The following is a 15,358-nucleotide window of genomic DNA, read 5'->3' on the forward strand; positions in this document are numbered from 1 at the left end:
AGGTTCATCGCGGATCTCCGGGGAATGCTGCTTTTATCTTCAAAAAGAAATACTCGGTATCTCGATAGCCGTAAGCCATCCGCTTCATCAGTTTGATCTTGTTGTTCATCCCCTCCAATCGACAAGTGTGGAGGGGGTGGGTCGCTGATGCGACGATGCCGGGGAGGTAAGACTCTAACTTGTTGGCAAAGCGGATTAATGGCTCGATCCCACTTTCCTGCACCTGTTGCCACCACACATCCCACAAGCCTCGCGCTGTTTCTTCGTCTTTGCAGTACCAAAGCTCTTTGAGTTGTTCTTTGAGCAGATAAACCACCATCAATGAGCGATTGGCATCTAGCAGTTCATCCAGGTAGCTTTGTTGCTTGTCGCTCATGTTGGTTCTGTTTTTCAACAGCACCCAACGACTGCGCTTTACTCGCTGCCTAGCCTTCTTATCGCCCTTGAGTTCATTGGCACAGTCAACGCGCACACGGTCAATGACCTCTCGTCCATACTTGGCGATAACATGGAATAGGTCGTACACGACTTGGGCATTTGGGCAGTGTTCCTGCACCTCTAAGTCGAACGCTGTATTCATATCCATGGCTACAGCTTCAATGTTCTCACAGTGTTCGCCCAACATTTCGAAAAAGGGTCGGATTGCTGCCCGACTTCGGCCCTCACCAATCCAGAGCACTTGATGCGTATCAGCATCGGCGATGACCGTTGCATAGCGATGCCCCTTAAACAGCGCGAATTCATCCATCACCAGGCGTCGTACCTGCCCCCACTTAGGCTCACGGACTTCTCGTCTAAGCCGAGCTTTATCCAACTCTTTAACGGTGTGCCAATGCAGTCCAACCAACTGAGCCAAGTGCTTAATCGGCAGAAGCGGGCACAGCGATTGAACGAAATTAGCTAGGCGCTCTGTGATACGGGAAAAGGGCTTTAACCATGAAATATGCTCCGTGCGCGTACCGCACTGATGGCAGAGCAGGCGTCGTACGGGAACCATTAGAGTGACCGAGTAATCCAGGATGGTGCGTTCAGATACACGCCGGATGGACGTGTCGTGAATGTGCTGAGCTTCGGTTCCACAGTGACACCGCGGACGAGAGGTAGGGGTTAGGTGGATCTTGAGGGAGCGGTCGTGCTGCTCGATATGGGATGGCTTAAAGCCTTCCCACAGCTCGATCGGAAAGGTAAGATTCGACATCGAAAACGGCTGGTTGGTTACGGGGTTTGTTTGGCGACATCACCATAACCTATTCAGCCGTTTTCGTATCTATTCCCCGCTAATCTGCGAAGAACCCTTAATTAGCGGTGACATCTTCTGATGCATCACGCTGATCAGCCCCTTGACCTGCTCGCGGTTGTGGCGGCTCAGGCCCACCTCAGCGGCAATCGCCAAGGGCTCGATAACGTTGACACCCTGTTCGATAACAAAGTTATCCAGCTGCTGGTTTCGGTTAAGGGTGAAGTAGCTCGCCAACAGAATACCGATAAACAGGGTGGGGAGAATGGTTAGAATGTAGACGCGCGCTCGCAGTCCGTATTTGGTCATGGGCAGATCTTTATGGGAAAATGTGGCTACTCCAGTCGCTTATCATGACATAAGCCCCCAAACTTTTGTATTCAGCAATAGCATTAACAAGACCATGGCTCAGATCTTTAAAGCACCACGGCTCAAAAAACAGCCGAAAATTCAGAAAAACCTCAAGGTCGAGAGTCTCGACCATCACCTTAATGGCGTGGTAAAGAGTCAGGGCAAGACCTGGTTTGTGGCCGATGCGCTGCCCGGCGAGCTTATCGATATTCAGGCTGCAACCACCAAGGACAGCAAGGCGCGCTTGCTCAAACGCCACAACGATAGTGAGCAGCGCGTTGCGCCGCATTGCCAGTATTACGCTCGTTGTGGTGGCTGTAGTGCCCAGCATTTGTCGAGTGACGATCAGCGCGAGTACAAGAAACAGGCGGTGGCGAACTTGCTATCGCGTTTCTCGGGCTACCAAGAGTTGCCGGAGATCGAGGTGCTAGCTGGAGCGGACTGGCACTATCGCCGAGTAACGCGCATGAGCACTTGGTATCAGGGGGGCTGGCAGCTGGGCTTTCGTCAAAAGGCCAGTAAGCAGCTGATCTGCGTCGATGCCTGCCCGGTACTGAGTCAGCCCTTGTCGGCGCTGATCCAGCCATTGGCACAACTGCTAAGTGGCCTATCGCGCAGCGCCAAACTCGGTCATGTCGAGCTGATTGACGCACAACCCAAGGCCTGCGTGGTGGTGCGCGTTAGCGGCAAATTAACGCCGCAGGAGCTTGAGCTCTTTGAAGCCTTTGCATCGAAGCACGGCGTACTGATGCAGCTTAAAACGGACCAGCAGGTGCAGCATTTTGGCGGCGCAGAAGGCGAGCCCGCCCGCTTGTTCTATCCCTTGGGCGACGAGCAAAAGGTCTACTTTGAGCCGGGCAGCTTTATTCAGGTCAACGAGGCGATGAACCAGCGTTTGGTTGAGCGGGCGCTGGAGTACTTAGCGGTTGAAGCTGAGCATCGGGTGTTGGATCTATACTCCGGGGTAGGCAATTTCACCCTGCCATTGGCACAACGCTGCAGCGAGGTGGTAGCGGTGGAAGGCGTCGCGGCGATGAGCGAGCAGATTAAGGCCAATGCCAAGGCCAATGGCTTGGACAATATTCAAGCCTTTACTGGCGATTTGGAGCTGGAAGAGACCGCCAAAGCGTGGCAAAAACAACGGTTTGACCGAATCTTGCTCGATCCGGCCCGCGCAGGGGCAAAACAAGCGATAGAGCGTATTGCGAAGATGGCTACCTCCACCGTAGTATATGTTTCTTGTAATCCGGCGACGCTGGCTCGCGATGCTGCTGTGCTCAAAGCGCACAACTACAGGTTGAGTAAACTCACCTTGGTGGATATGTTCCCCCACACCGAGCACATTGAAACAATCGCTGCATTTAGTCTCAAATAGCGCGCCATAAAGTAATAAGGAAGTGACCGCATGGTTTCTGTTCGAGAAACGCACATCAACAAAGATCTTCAGTTCGATGAAGGCCAATGGCTGGCTAACCTCGAGCTGAAAGCGGCTGAACAGGAGCAACTGCTGGCCGACTGCCAGTTGCTACGCGAGCAAAAAATCGAACCCGCTTTAGTGCAAGCCTGCCTCGACAAAGGCAAGGAGATGGTCGAGATCCTACTCACCTTGAATATGGATCTCCCCACCTTACAAGCGGCGCTGGTGTTTCCGTTTATTGAACACGGCGGCCTGTCGGCCAAGCAGTTTGAATCGCACTTTTCTGAAGAGGTGCTGCAGCTACAAAACTATGTCTCGCAAATGGATGCGATGAAGCTGCTGCGCTCGGCCGACAGTAACAACCTCTCCAACCTACAAATCGATAATGTTCGCCGCATGTTGCTTGCCATGGTGGGGGACGTGCGCGCGATTGTGATTAAGCTGGCTGAGCGTATCTGCCATTTGCGCGAGATGCGCCTTGAGGACGAAGAGCTTAAGGTGTTAGCGGCCAAAGAGAGCCAAGACATCTATGCGCCACTGGCTAACCGTTTGGGGATTGGGCAGCTGAAATGGGAGCTGGAAGATTTCACCTTCCGCTACCTGCACCCAGATAAGTACAAAGAGATTGCTAAGCAGCTCGATGAGAAGCGTATCGACCGTGAGCGCTATATTGATGAGTTTGTCTCAGGCCTGCGCAGCGAGATCGGCAAGGCCCAAATCAACGCCGAGGTTTATGGCCGGCCCAAGCATATCTACAGCATCTACCGCAAGATGCAGAAGAAGAGCCTGGATTTTGGCAAGCTCTACGATGTGCGTGCGGTGAGGATTGTCACCGAGCGCATCCAGGATTGCTATGCGCTGCTTGGGATTGTGCACACTAACTACCACCATATTCCTAGCGAGTTTGATGACTACGTCGCCAACCCCAAACCCAATGGCTACCAGAGTATCCATACCGTGGTGTTAGGGCCGCAGGGTAAGTCGGTGGAAATCCAGATCCGTACCAAGCAGATGCACGAAGAGTCGGAGCTGGGTGTGGCGGCGCACTGGAAATACAAAGAAGGCGGTAGCGGTGGGCGTGGCGATTACGAAGAGAAGATCGCTTGGCTACGTAAGCTGCTGGCATGGCAAGACGACATCGCCGAGAACGGCGCCATGCTCGACGAGTTGCGCTCTCAAGTGTTCGACGACCGGGTCTATGTGTTCACGCCCAAAGGCGAGGTGGTGGACTTGCCCTCAGGCTCGACCCCGCTGGATTTCGCCTACTACGTGCACAGCCAGGTAGGGCATCGCTGTATCGGGGCTAAAGTGGGCGGGCGGATTGTGCCGTTTACTTATGAGTTGCACACCGGCGAGCAGGTAGAGATCATCACTCAAAAAGAGCCTAACCCTAGTCGGGACTGGCTCAACCCGCACCTTGGCTATATCAAATCGTCGCGGGCGCGCAGCAAGATTGTCACCTGGTTTAAAAAACAAGACCGCGACAAGAACATTGTGGCCGGTAAAGATCTGCTAGAAACCGAGCTTAGCCGCCACGGCTTTAAGCTGGCCGATGCCGAGCAGTGCCTGCCGCGTTTTAACGTTCAGACCATCGATGACCTGATGGCAGCTGTGGGGGCGGGCGATGTACGCCTAAACCAGCTCATTCATCAACTGCAGGCCAAGTTTAATAAGCCCACCGCCGAAGAAGAAGATCGTCAAGCGCTGGAGACCATCTCCAAGAAGACCGAGCAGGTCCAGCCTAAGACCAAGAAGGCCAAAGACTCCATCGTGGTGGATGGCATCGGCAACCTGATGACCCATATCGCCCGCTGCTGTCAGCCGATCCCCGGCGATACCATCAAGGGCTTTATCACTCAGGGGCGCGGTATCTCGGTGCACAGCATCGATTGTCCTCAGCTCGAAGAGCTTAAGCGGCGTAACCCTGAGCGGGTGATCGATGCGGTGTGGGGCGAGAACTACTCCGGTGGCTACAGCCTGACCATTCGGGTGCGCGCTAACGACCGTAGCGGCTTGCTGCGCGATATCACCACTGTGTTGGCCAACGACAAGGTCAATGTGCTCGGCATGAACACCCACTCGGATGTGAAGACCCAAACCGCGACCATTGATATGGAGGTGGAGGTCTACAATCTGGAGACGCTCTCGAGGGTGCTCAGTAAGCTCGGTCAAGTAAACAACATTATAGAAGCCCGCCGTCTGCGCTAGCAGCGCGGCTTGCTCGGGCCAACACTTGCTCGGGCCAACACTTGCTCGGGCCAACACTTGCTCGAGCCAACAAAGGTAAAACAAGAGACTCACATGGAATCACGCCCTTATACCATCGATACCCTAATCGAGATTATGGCGCGCCTACGCGACCCCAACAGCGGTTGCCCTTGGGATCTAAAACAGAGCTGGCAATCCATCATCCCCCATACCTTGGAAGAAGCCTATGAGGTGGCCGATGCCATTCACCAAGCGGTAGATAGTCAGGACTTCTCCGAGGTAAAACTCGAGCTGGGCGATCTGCTGTTTCAGGTGATCTTCTATAGCCAGTTTGCCAAAGAGCAGGGCGACTTTGAGTTTGCCGATGTGGTCGATGGGGTGTGTGAGAAACTGATCCGTCGCCATCCCCATGTGTTTGCTGATATTGATTTCGCCGACGAGGCGGCCATCAAGGCCAACTGGGAGGCTGAGAAATCCAAAGAGCGCGCCATTAAGTTGCAAGCTAACAGCGTGCTGGATGATGTGCCCAAGGCGCTGCCGGCACTCAGTCGCGCGCAAAAGCTGCAAAAGCGCTGCGCCAATGTCGGCTTTGATTGGGGTGATGCCTGGGGCCCCTACCACAAGGTGAAGGAAGAGTGGGCGGAAGTGGGTCAGGCAATGCACCAGCAAGATGGCGAAGAAATCGCCGAAGAGATCGGTGATTTATTGTTCGCTGTTGTCAATCTGGCAAGACATCAAGGCCTTGATGCAGAAGACTTATTACATCAAGCCAACCGCAAATTTGAGACCCGCTTTCGCGCCGTGGAACAGTTGGCCAAGGCCGATGGCAAGCGGCTTCAAGACATGTCGCTGGAGGCGATGGATGCGCTCTGGGAAAAGGTCAAACAACGCCTCAAAACTTGATTTGCAGCAAAGGTAGGCGCTTACGCTACTGGTAGAGTTGGCCCTGATTGTGGAGCGTTAGGGCCTTTGCTATACTATGCCCCCGTCCTAGTATCACTGATGCGTCCTTAATCACATCCAATTTCTCAGGTTCGACATGACAACAAAATACATTTTCGTCACTGGAGGTGTTGTATCCTCCTTGGGTAAGGGTATTGCTGCTGCTTCACTAGCTGCCATCCTGGAAGCGCGTGGTCTTAAAGTGACCATTATGAAGCTTGATCCCTACATCAACGTGGATCCAGGTACCATGAGCCCAATTCAGCACGGCGAAGTATTTGTTACGGAAGACGGTGCTGAGACCGACCTGGACTTGGGTCACTACGAACGCTTCATCCGCAACAAGATGACCAAGCGTAACAACTTCACCACCGGCCGCGTCTACTCAGACGTACTAGCAAAAGAGCGCCGTGGTGACTACCTGGGTGCCACCATTCAGGTGATTCCTCATATCACTAATGCAATTAAAGAACGTGTTGTCGCGGGCGGCGAAGGCGTAGATGTTGCGATCGTAGAGATCGGCGGCACCGTGGGTGATATCGAGTCACAACCTTTCCTCGAAGCTATCCGTCAGCTGGGTACCGAGATTGGTCGTGAGCACGCTATGTATATGCACCTAACGCTGGTGCCTTACTTGGGCGCTGCCGGAGAAGTGAAAACCAAGCCAACCCAACACTCTGTTAAAGAGCTGCGTTCTATCGGTATTCAGCCAGATATCCTAGTGTGCCGTAGCGATCGTGCGATTCCTGCCAACGAGCGTAGCAAAATTGCGCTGTTTACCAATGTGCAAGAACGCGCTGTCATCTCTTTGAAAGACGTAGATAGTATTTATAAGATCCCGGCGCTGCTGAAATCGCAAGGTCTGGATCAATTGGTTACCGACCGCTTTGGCATTCAGTGCCCAGAAGCCGATTTGGCCGAGTGGGAACAGGTAATCTACGAAGAAGCCAACCCAACCAACGAAGTTGTGATTGGTATGGTGGGCAAGTACATCGAACTGCCTGATGCGTACAAGTCGGTGAATGAAGCGCTGAAACACGGCGGCCTGAAAAACCGTCTGAGCGTGAAGATCCAGTACGTTGACTCTCAAGATGTTGAGAGCAAAGGCACCGAGATTTTGAAAGACCTGGATGCAATCCTGGTACCGGGCGGCTTTGGCGAGCGCGGCGTAGAAGGCAAGATTATGGCTGCCAAGTACGCCCGTGAAAACAAGGTTCCTTACCTAGGGATTTGTCTGGGTATGCAAGTGGCGATGATTGAATTCGCCCGTAACGTTGCAGGCCTTGAAGGCGCGCACTCTACCGAGTTCGATTCCAGCACCCCGTACCCGGTGGTAGGTTTGATTACCGAGTGGATCGACGAAGACGGTAATGTTGAGCAGCGCAGCGAAGCGTCTGACTTGGGCGGCACCATGCGCCTGGGTTCACAGCTGTGTCACCTGGAGAAGGGCTCGAAGGTTGCTGAGCTATACGGCAGCACCGAGATTTACGAGCGTCACCGCCACCGCTACGAAGTAAACAACAACTTGTTGGAGAAGATCACCAGCAAGGGCTTGCAAGTGACCGGCCTGTCTTCGGACAAAAAGCTGGTAGAAATTATCGAAAACCCGAACCACCCGTGGTTCGTTGCTGCTCAGTTCCATCCCGAGTTCACTTCAACTCCACGCGATGGTCACCCTCTTTTCGAGGGCTTTGTGAAGGCAGCAGGCGAGTTTAATAAGGCACGCTAACGAGCCTGAAATTTTTTAAAGAGTTAGCAATTCATTAAATAGAGGAAATTAGTAATGGCTAATATCGTTAAAGTGATTGGTCGTGAAATCATCGATTCACGCGGAAACCCAACTGTAGAAGCAGAAGTTCACCTGGAAGGTGGTTTTGTAGGCATGGCAGCAGCTCCTTCTGGTGCATCTACTGGTTCTCGTGAAGCTCTTGAGCTGCGCGATGGCGACAAAGCTCGCTTCCTGGGTAAAGGTGTACTGAAAGCTGTTGAAGCTGTAAACGGTCCAATCGCTGAAGCTCTGGCTGGTAAAGACGCTAAAGATCAAGCAACTCTTGACCAAATCATGATCGACCTGGACGGCACCGAGAACAAATCTCAGTTCGGCGCAAACGCTATCCTTGCTGTATCTCTGGCTGCTGCTAAAGCGGCTGCTGCTGCTAAAGGCATGCCTCTATACGAGCACATCGCTGAGCTAAACGGTACTGCTGGTCAGTTCTCTATGCCTCTGCCAATGATGAACATCATCAACGGTGGTGAGCACGCTGACAACAACGTAGACATCCAAGAATTCATGATCCAGCCAGTTGGCGCTGCGACTCTGAAAGAAGGTCTGCGCATCGGTGCTGAAGTATTCCACAACCTGGCTAAAGTTCTTAAGTCTAAAGGCATGAGCACTGCGGTAGGTGACGAAGGTGGTTTCGCTCCTAACCTAGAGTCTAACGCTGCTGCTCTGGCTGCGATTAAAGAAGCTGTTGAGCTGGCTGGCTACGAGCTGGGCAAAGACGTAACTCTGGCTATGGACTGTGCTGCTTCTGAGTTCTACGACAAAGAAGCTGGTAACTACAACATGAAGGGCGAAGGCAAGATCTTCACTTCAGAAGAGTTCAACCACTACTTGGAAGGCCTGGTTGCTGAGTACCCAATCGTTTCTATCGAAGACGGTCTGGACGAGTCTGACTGGGATGGCTTCGCACACCAAACCAAACTGCTGGGCGACAAGATCCAACTGGTTGGTGACGATCTGTTCGTAACCAACACCAAGATCCTGAAAGAAGGTATCGACAAAGGTATCGCTAACTCTATCCTGATCAAGTTCAACCAAATCGGTTCTCTGACCGAAACTCTGAACGCGATCAAGATGGCTAAAGACGCTGGTTACACTGCAGTTATCTCTCACCGTTCAGGTGAAACTGAAGATGCAACCATCGCTGACCTGGCTGTTGGTACCGCTGCTGGCCAAATCAAGACTGGTTCTATGAGCCGTTCTGACCGTGTTGCTAAGTACAACCAGCTGATTCGTATCGAAGAAGCTCTGGGCGCGAAAGCACCTTACAACGGCCTGAAAGAAGTTAAAGGTCAGTAATTGACGCTTTAAGCTCTTAAGCTGTAAAAACCTCGCTTCGGCGGGGTTTTTTTTCGGCTGCGAGTTACGAGCGTTGGGCTTCGGGCTGAGAGCTAAGAGCTAAGAGCTAAGAGCTAAGAGCATAGACTGTGGATGACAGATATCTAAACTGCGCCCGCCGCCCGCCGCCCGCCGCCCGCCGCCCGCCGCCCGCCGCCCGCCGCCCGCCGCCCGCCGCCCGCCGCCCGCATCTTTTTCCAGAATATCCTTTCGAAAACTGGAGCAGACTCTACCTTTATGGGATGATCCACAAAAATTATCGCCATGCGGAGATTTCATGCGCCCATTTAAGCTAATTCTGGTTTTGTTACTGCTGTTCTTGCAGTACGAACTCTGGTTTGGCAAGAATTCACTGAACGACTTTATGGGATTGCGTGAACAAGTGGCCCAGCAGCAGATCGCTAACCAAGGGCTTGGCCAAAGAAATCAAGTGGCCGCTGCCGAGATCGATGATTTGCGAAGTGGTCTGGAAGCCGTTGAAGAGCTGGCCCGCCACGAGCTTGGCATGATTAAACCAGGTGAGACCTTCTACCGCCTGGTATCCGAAGAAAACTAAACGAAATCAACATGAGCGAAGCGATTATCGCGGTGATCCCCGCCGCTGGGATCGGCAGTCGAATGCAAGCCGCTATTCCCAAACAGTACCTGCCGATGGGCGAGGCTACCTTGCTTGAGCACACCCTGAATGTCTTCCTTTCTCACCCGCGTATCGATGCGGTTGTGGTCGCGCTACATCCTGAAGACCAGCAGTTTCAAGCGCTAGCCTGTGCCAAGCATCCGCGACTACAAACCGTGGTTGGCGGCGGTGAGCGGGCCGACTCGGTGCTTGCCGCGCTTCAGGTTTGTAGCAGCGATGCTTGGGTGATGGTGCATGATGCAGCCCGGCCGTGTCTTACTCGCCATGACTTAAACAGTCTTATCAGCCATTGTGAAGCACACAATGAAGGGGCCATCTTGGCCTCGCCGGCTAAAGACACCATGAAACGCGAGTGCGATGGGCATGTCGACCATACTGTGGAGCGCCAACAGCTATGGCATGCCATGACCCCGCAAATGTTTCGTTGCGGACCTCTCACCGATGCCTTGCAGCAAGCCCTGCAACAAGATATCGCGGTAACCGACGAGGCATCGGCTATGGAGGCTGCAGGCCTGTCAGTCGCCTTGGTGGAGGGACGCAGCGATAACCTTAAAGTCACTCGCCCGGAAGACTTGCCATTAGCTCAATGGCTGATTCAACAGATTAAACAGGAGCAAGCATGATTCGTATTGGTCATGGTTTTGATGTACACAAATTTGGTGGCGAAGGGCCGCTGATGATTGGCGGCGTTGCCATCCCCTATGAGCAGGGCTTTATCGCCCATAGCGATGGTGATGTAGCGATCCACGCCCTGTGCGATGCCTTGCTCGGCGCTGCCGCGCTGGGGGATATTGGCAAGCACTTTCCTGACACTGACCAAGCCTATGCCGGTATCGATAGTCGTATCTTGCTGCGCCGGGTGGTGAGCGAGCTCAGCGAGCGCCGCTATGCCATCAACAATATCGACCTGACCATTATCGCTCAGGCGCCTAAGATGGCGCCGCATATCGATGCTATGCGCGCCTTTTTGGCAGAAGACCTGCAGTTAGCCATCGACGCGGTGAACGTTAAGGCAACCACTACCGAAAAACTTGGCTTTACCGGCCGCAAAGAAGGGATCGCCGCCCATGCGGTGTGCCTGGTGACCAAGCATGACTGAACCACGAACTACCATTGAGCAAACAGCTCTGCCTGAATTTGCTTACCTTTATGGCAAGCCTAAGGCTAGCGCTTCGCTAAAGCAGCAGGTTGAGGACTTCCGCGTCGATGAATTATTACCATTTGAGTTCAGCGGCGACGGCGAACATATGTTGCTACACATTGAGAAGCGCGACGCCAACACCCAATGGGTGGCCAAGCAAATCGCCCGCGCCTTAGAGATTGCGCCGCGCGATGTTAGCTATGCGGGTCTGAAAGACCGCCATGGCGTAACGACTCAATGGTTCAGCGCCCAGCTTCCTGGCAAAGCCAATCCTGAACTGCCTGAGGAGCTGGCCGAGGGCGTAAAAATTCTCGCCACTGCGCGTCACAACAAAAAGCTCAAGCGTGGCGCGCTGTCGGGCAACAACTTCACCATTCGCCTACGTGATGTTAGCGATGTAACTGATGTGGAAGCGAGACTGGCCAAGGTTGCGCAGTCGGGCGTGCCAAACTACTTCGGTAACCAGCGCTTTGGTTTTAACGGTGGCAACATCGTGCAAGCCCGAGCCATGTTCGATGGCAAGCGCATCCGCGACCGCGATAAGCGCAGCATGTATCTAAGCGCCGCGCGCAGCGTGGTGTTTAACGCCATTATCAGCGAGCGGGTCGCCCAAGACTGCTTTGCCACTCCGCTACCCGGCGAGGTGTTTAAGTTTCGCAGCTCCAACGCCATCTTCAGTGAGCCCGAGCTCAGTGATGCGCTGTTAGCTCGCTTTAATGATCAAGAGATTGAGCTTACCGCACTGATGGTTGGTCGCGGCGAGCTGGCGAGCCAATCTGAGGTGGCGGCTATCGAGCAGGCCGTGATGGAGCGCTACCAAGACTTGGTAGATGGCTTGGCGAAGGCTGGCCTTAAAATGGAACGTCGGGCACTGGCGCTCTATCCTCAAAATTTGGCGTGGCAGTGGCAGGAGCAAGACTTGGTCGTCAGTTTCTTCTTGCCGGCGGGTTGTTTTGCCACCTCGGTATTACGTGAGTTAGCTATCTGTGAGGAATCTCGATGACGCTACTGGTTAGCAACGATGATGGAATTCACGCTCCAGGCATTCAGGTACTGGCTCAGCACTTAAGTAAACTGGGCGAGGTGTTAGTGGTGGCACCTGACCGAAACTGTAGCGGAGCCAGCAGTTCGCTGACCTTGGAAAATCCGCTAAGAATCAATCGTCTGGCGGAAAACCAAGTGTTGGTTAAGGGCACGCCCACCGATTGTGTGCACTTGGCCCTGAACCAGCTCGTGGCTGACTTGCCTGAGTTTGTGATAGCTGGTATTAATGCTGGAGCTAATTTAGGGGACGATGTGCTCTACTCGGGGACTGTCGCAGCGGCAATGGAAGGAAGGAACCTTGGCTTGCCTGCTATCGCAGTGTCACTGGCCAGTAAGCAATGCCTTCACTACGATACGGCGGCAAGGGTCACCGTAGACATCGTCGGTCAGCTTCGTCGCCAAGGTCTACCTAGCAATCAGATCCTGAATGTTAATGTGCCCGATCTGCCGTTTGAGCAGTTAAAGGGGATCAGGGTAACGCGCTTAGGGGCTCGCCACCGCGCAGAGAAGATGATCAAGGAACTCGACCCGCGAGGCCAAGAAGTGTTTTGGCTCGGTCCTCCGGGCGAGAAGCAGGACGCAGGCGAGGGCACCGATTTCGATGCCGTTGCCAAGGGCTATGTTTCGATTACACCGATTAGCATCGATATGACCGCCTACTCGTTAATGAGCAGCCTGGAGGAATGGCTGCAGCACTGGGAGAACGACTAAATGTATCTAGGGGAAAGCCCTAACAGCCTTCGACTGACTCAGGCCTTGCAACAACATGGGATTAGCCATAGCGGTGTATTGCAGGCGATGGCACGACTCCCACGTGAAGCCTTTCTTGATGAGGCCTTAGCGCATCAGGCTTGGGACAACACTGCGTTGCCGATTGGTCAAGGACAGACCTTAAGCCAACCCTATATCGTTGCCCGAATGACTGAGATCCTGATGCAATCCAATCCTAAGCGAGTGTTGGAGATTGGCACTGGCTCGGGTTACCAAACCGCGGTGCTGGCCCAGTTGGTGGAGCAGGTTTATTCGGTAGAGCGGATCAAGACCTTACAGTTTCAGGCTAAGCGCCGCTTGAAGCGCCTAGATCTGCACAATGTCTTCACCAAGCACGGTGACGGTTGGCAGGGCTGGGATGCAAAAGCCCCGTTTGACGCCATCATTGTGACCGCGGCGGCTGCTCATTTACCGATGAAGCTCGTGGAGCAGCTGGCCGATGGCGGCAAGATGGTGATTCCTATTGGTGAGCAACAGCAGACACTGCAACTGATTACCCGCAATGGTGACAAATATCAGCAGCAAGCAGTTGAGGCGGTTCGCTTCGTTCCCTTAGTTAATGGAGAGTTGGCCTAGTCGTCCTATGAGTAGTGCGCTGCGAGCTGTTGAGTTATTGATGCGGCGATGGTTTATCGTGCTAGGTGGTTGTTTGCTGGTTGTTGCCTGTTCGGGCGGCGATCGGGCCCCTGCACCGGTAACACAGGCTGGCGCTTACACCGCGGAATCGCGTGGTTCGATTAACTCTCGCGATTACACCGTCCAGCGTGGTGAAACTCTTTACTCGATTGCATGGCGTGCCGGTGTCGACTTCAAGCAGCTTGCCAGCTGGAACGGCATCAAGCCGCCATATACTATTTTCGAAAGCCAAAAAATTAAACTTCGCCAAACTGAGACAAAGGTCACAACTCCTCCTGTAGTCGCCACCAAGCCCCGTCCTACAAAGGCTCCAGTTGCTACGCAGAGTCAAAATCCGCGCAACAATCAAGTTACAACTGTTAATAATACGTCAAAAAAGCTTGAATCAACGTCAACAACGGAATACGCTGAAACCTCTGTTACCGCGGATCTACCTAAGAAAAGGGTTTCAGGCATTACCTGGAATTGGCCGACAAAAGGGCGAGTTGTTAGAGGTTTCTCTGCGTCAGCCAACGGTAATAAAGGACTCGATATAACAGGTAGTCACGGTCAGAAAGTTGTAGCAGCTGCATCTGGCAGAGTGGTATATGCGGGAAGCGCGCTACGGGGTTACGGCAAACTCATTATTGTCAAACACAATGACGATTTCCTCAGTGCCTATGCTCACAATAGCCGACTGAGGGTCAGTGAAAAACAACAGGTGGAAGCCGGTCAGCATATCGCTGACATGGGCGATACGGGAACTACTGATACCCGTCTGCATTTCGAGATTCGTCTCAAAGGGCAGTCCGTCGACCCAAGGCGCTATCTACCATAACAGGCCAGCAGATAGTTACGCTGACCTGACTAAGGGAGGCAAGCTATGTCCGAAAGTAACACCGTGAAGCTCCAAAGTGTCAACCTAGACGAAACCAACAACGTTCAAGAGTTAGACGAACTTGCCGCAAGGGAAGCGGAAAGTGAAACGGAGGAAGTGGTTCAAACGGAGAGTGTCGACAGCGGCAAAAGCTTAGATGCGACCCAGTTATACCTTGGTGAAATTGGTTTTTCTCCACTTCTCACCGCAGAGGAAGAAGTCTTGTTTGCCCGCCGCGCCTTGCGTGGTGACGAAGCTGCTCGCAAACGTATGATTGAGAGTAACTTACGTCTGGTTGTTAAGATAGCGCGACGCTACAACAACCGTGGCCTGGCGCTGTTAGACCTGATCGAAGAAGGCAACCTCGGACTTATCCGTGCCGTTGAGAAGTTCGATCCTGAGAGAGGCTTCCGTTTTTCGACTTACGCGACTTGGTGGAACCGTCAAACCATTGAACGGGCCATCATGAACCAAACCCGTACCATTCGCCTACCGATTCATGTCGTCAAAGAGCTGAACGTTTACTTGCGTACTGCGCGTGAGTTAGCACACAGCCTTGACCATGAGCCTACTGCTGAAGAGATTGCTGAAAAACTCGATAAGCCAGTGGAAGATGTGACCAAGATGTTACGACTGAACGAGCGCATCTCTTCGGTTGACACGCCAATTGGTGGTGACAACGACAAAGCGCTACTCGACATCATCTCCGATGATAAAGAGCGTGGCCCTGAGCACCGCACCCAAGACGATGATATGAAGAGCAGCATTGTTTCTTGGTTGGGCGAGCTTAACAGCAAGCAGCGTGAAGTGTTAGCACGACGCTTTGGTTTACTGGGCTATGAAGCCTCTACCTTGGAAGATGTTGGCCGTGAGATTGGCCTGACCCGCGAGCGGGTAAGACAGATCCAAGTTGAAGCGCTGCGCCGTCTGCGAGACATCCTGCAACAGCAGAATCTGTCCATCGACTCGTTATTCAAGGTGTAAGATAAATCTTGTT

Annotated in this window: 15 protein-coding genes; 13 read left to right on the forward strand and 2 right to left on the reverse strand. The window is 53.2% G+C overall.

Annotation, left to right across the window (positions count from 1 at the left end):
- Nucleotides 1-4 precede the first annotated feature (4 nt).
- Both G462_RS0115975 and G462_RS0115980 read right to left on the reverse strand, forming a co-directional pair.
- Nucleotides 5-1,198: an ISL3 family transposase gene (locus G462_RS0115975; protein ID WP_026958461.1), complete on the reverse strand. Its 1,194-nt coding sequence runs from the start codon at nt 1,196-1,198 to the stop codon at nt 5-7.
- Nucleotides 1,199-1,267: 69 nt separating this feature from the next.
- The gene (locus tag G462_RS0115980) at nt 1,268-1,546 is read right to left on the reverse strand and encodes a hypothetical protein (protein WP_026959888.1); all 279 of its coding nucleotides are present in this window, start codon (nt 1,544-1,546) and stop codon (nt 1,268-1,270) included.
- A gap of 94 nt (nt 1,547-1,640) precedes the next feature.
- Here G462_RS0115980 and rlmD point away from each other — a divergent pair, with 94 nt between their 5' ends.
- From rlmD to rpoS, 13 genes are all read left to right on the forward strand, one after another.
- Entirely contained in the window at nt 1,641-2,963 is a 1,323-nt protein-coding gene (rlmD, locus tag G462_RS0115985; protein WP_026959889.1) for a 23S rRNA (uracil(1939)-C(5))-methyltransferase RlmD, read from the forward strand.
- A gap of 30 nt (nt 2,964-2,993) precedes the next feature.
- Nucleotides 2,994-5,213: a GTP diphosphokinase gene (gene relA / locus G462_RS0115990; protein WP_026959890.1), complete on the forward strand. Its 2,220-nt coding sequence runs from the start codon at nt 2,994-2,996 to the stop codon at nt 5,211-5,213.
- Nucleotides 5,214-5,306: 93 nt separating this feature from the next.
- Complete coding sequence (gene mazG / locus G462_RS0115995) at nt 5,307-6,116, forward strand: nucleoside triphosphate pyrophosphohydrolase (protein ID WP_026959891.1); 810 nt, start codon at nt 5,307-5,309, stop codon at nt 6,114-6,116.
- Nucleotides 6,117-6,252: 136 nt separating this feature from the next.
- Nucleotides 6,253-7,884 carry a CTP synthase gene (locus tag G462_RS0116000; protein WP_026959892.1) on the forward strand — a complete coding sequence of 544 codons (1,632 nt, stop codon included), beginning with the start codon at nt 6,253-6,255 and terminating at the stop codon, nt 7,882-7,884.
- A 54-nt stretch (nt 7,885-7,938) separates the two neighbouring features.
- The gene (gene eno / locus G462_RS0116005) at nt 7,939-9,237 is read left to right on the forward strand and encodes a phosphopyruvate hydratase (RefSeq protein WP_026959893.1); all 1,299 of its coding nucleotides are present in this window, start codon (nt 7,939-7,941) and stop codon (nt 9,235-9,237) included.
- A 316-nt stretch (nt 9,238-9,553) separates the two neighbouring features.
- The gene (gene ftsB, locus G462_RS0116015) at nt 9,554-9,832 is read left to right on the forward strand and encodes a cell division protein FtsB (RefSeq protein ID WP_026959894.1); all 279 of its coding nucleotides are present in this window, start codon (nt 9,554-9,556) and stop codon (nt 9,830-9,832) included.
- A gap of 11 nt (nt 9,833-9,843) precedes the next feature.
- The gene (gene ispD, locus G462_RS0116020; protein ID WP_026959895.1) at nt 9,844-10,536 is read left to right on the forward strand and encodes a 2-C-methyl-D-erythritol 4-phosphate cytidylyltransferase; all 693 of its coding nucleotides are present in this window, start codon (nt 9,844-9,846) and stop codon (nt 10,534-10,536) included.
- Nucleotides 10,533-11,012, forward strand: a complete 480-nt coding sequence (gene ispF / locus G462_RS0116025) for a 2-C-methyl-D-erythritol 2,4-cyclodiphosphate synthase (RefSeq protein ID WP_035478003.1) — start codon at nt 10,533-10,535, stop codon at nt 11,010-11,012. The genes ispD and ispF overlap by 4 nt, the downstream gene beginning before the upstream one ends.
- Nucleotides 11,005-12,057, forward strand: a complete 1,053-nt coding sequence (gene truD, locus G462_RS0116030; protein WP_051326796.1) for a tRNA pseudouridine(13) synthase TruD — start codon at nt 11,005-11,007, stop codon at nt 12,055-12,057. Before ispF ends, truD begins: the two co-directional genes overlap by 8 nt.
- On the forward strand, nt 12,054-12,809 hold the full coding sequence (surE, locus tag G462_RS0116035) for a 5'/3'-nucleotidase SurE (protein ID WP_026959898.1): 756 nt from the start codon (nt 12,054-12,056) through the stop codon (nt 12,807-12,809). The genes truD and surE overlap by 4 nt, the downstream gene beginning before the upstream one ends.
- Nucleotides 12,810-13,445 (forward strand): protein-L-isoaspartate(D-aspartate) O-methyltransferase, encoded by a 636-nt coding sequence (locus G462_RS0116040; RefSeq protein WP_026959899.1) that lies wholly within the window; start codon nt 12,810-12,812, stop codon nt 13,443-13,445.
- Between the two features lie 7 nt (nt 13,446-13,452).
- Complete coding sequence (locus G462_RS0116045; RefSeq protein ID WP_211234230.1) at nt 13,453-14,322, forward strand: peptidoglycan DD-metalloendopeptidase family protein; 870 nt, start codon at nt 13,453-13,455, stop codon at nt 14,320-14,322.
- Between the two features lie 45 nt (nt 14,323-14,367).
- Nucleotides 14,368-15,345 (forward strand): RNA polymerase sigma factor RpoS, encoded by a 978-nt coding sequence (rpoS, locus tag G462_RS0116050; RefSeq protein ID WP_026959901.1) that lies wholly within the window; start codon nt 14,368-14,370, stop codon nt 15,343-15,345.
- Nucleotides 15,346-15,358 lie beyond the last annotated feature (13 nt).

This window comes from Aliagarivorans taiwanensis DSM 22990 (genome assembly GCF_000429505.1).
GTDB classification, from domain to species: Bacteria; Pseudomonadota; Gammaproteobacteria; order Enterobacterales; family Celerinatantimonadaceae; genus Aliagarivorans; species Aliagarivorans taiwanensis.

Bases quoted from the DNA above. Each gene is read 5' to 3' on its own strand.
- G462_RS0115975 (WP_026958461.1), bottom strand. From the start codon at position 1,198: ATGTCGAATCTTACCTTTCCGATCGAGCTGTGGGAAGGCTTTAAGCCA.
- G462_RS0115980 (WP_026959888.1), bottom strand. From the start codon at position 1,546: ATGACCAAATACGGACTGCGAGCGCGCGTCTACATTCTAACCATTCTC.
- rlmD (WP_026959889.1), top strand. From the start codon at position 1,641: ATGGCTCAGATCTTTAAAGCACCACGGCTCAAAAAACAGCCGAAAATT.
- relA (WP_026959890.1), top strand. From the start codon at position 2,994: ATGGTTTCTGTTCGAGAAACGCACATCAACAAAGATCTTCAGTTCGAT.
- mazG (WP_026959891.1), top strand. From the start codon at position 5,307: ATGGAATCACGCCCTTATACCATCGATACCCTAATCGAGATTATGGCG.
- G462_RS0116000 (WP_026959892.1), top strand. From the start codon at position 6,253: ATGACAACAAAATACATTTTCGTCACTGGAGGTGTTGTATCCTCCTTG.
- eno (WP_026959893.1), top strand. From the start codon at position 7,939: ATGGCTAATATCGTTAAAGTGATTGGTCGTGAAATCATCGATTCACGC.
- ftsB (WP_026959894.1), top strand. From the start codon at position 9,554: ATGCGCCCATTTAAGCTAATTCTGGTTTTGTTACTGCTGTTCTTGCAG.
- ispD (WP_026959895.1), top strand. From the start codon at position 9,844: ATGAGCGAAGCGATTATCGCGGTGATCCCCGCCGCTGGGATCGGCAGT.
- ispF (WP_035478003.1), top strand. From the start codon at position 10,533: ATGATTCGTATTGGTCATGGTTTTGATGTACACAAATTTGGTGGCGAA.
- truD (WP_051326796.1), top strand. From the start codon at position 11,005: ATGACTGAACCACGAACTACCATTGAGCAAACAGCTCTGCCTGAATTT.
- surE (WP_026959898.1), top strand. From the start codon at position 12,054: ATGACGCTACTGGTTAGCAACGATGATGGAATTCACGCTCCAGGCATT.
- G462_RS0116040 (WP_026959899.1), top strand. From the start codon at position 12,810: ATGTATCTAGGGGAAAGCCCTAACAGCCTTCGACTGACTCAGGCCTTG.
- G462_RS0116045 (WP_211234230.1), top strand. From the start codon at position 13,453: ATGAGTAGTGCGCTGCGAGCTGTTGAGTTATTGATGCGGCGATGGTTT.
- rpoS (WP_026959901.1), top strand. From the start codon at position 14,368: ATGTCCGAAAGTAACACCGTGAAGCTCCAAAGTGTCAACCTAGACGAA.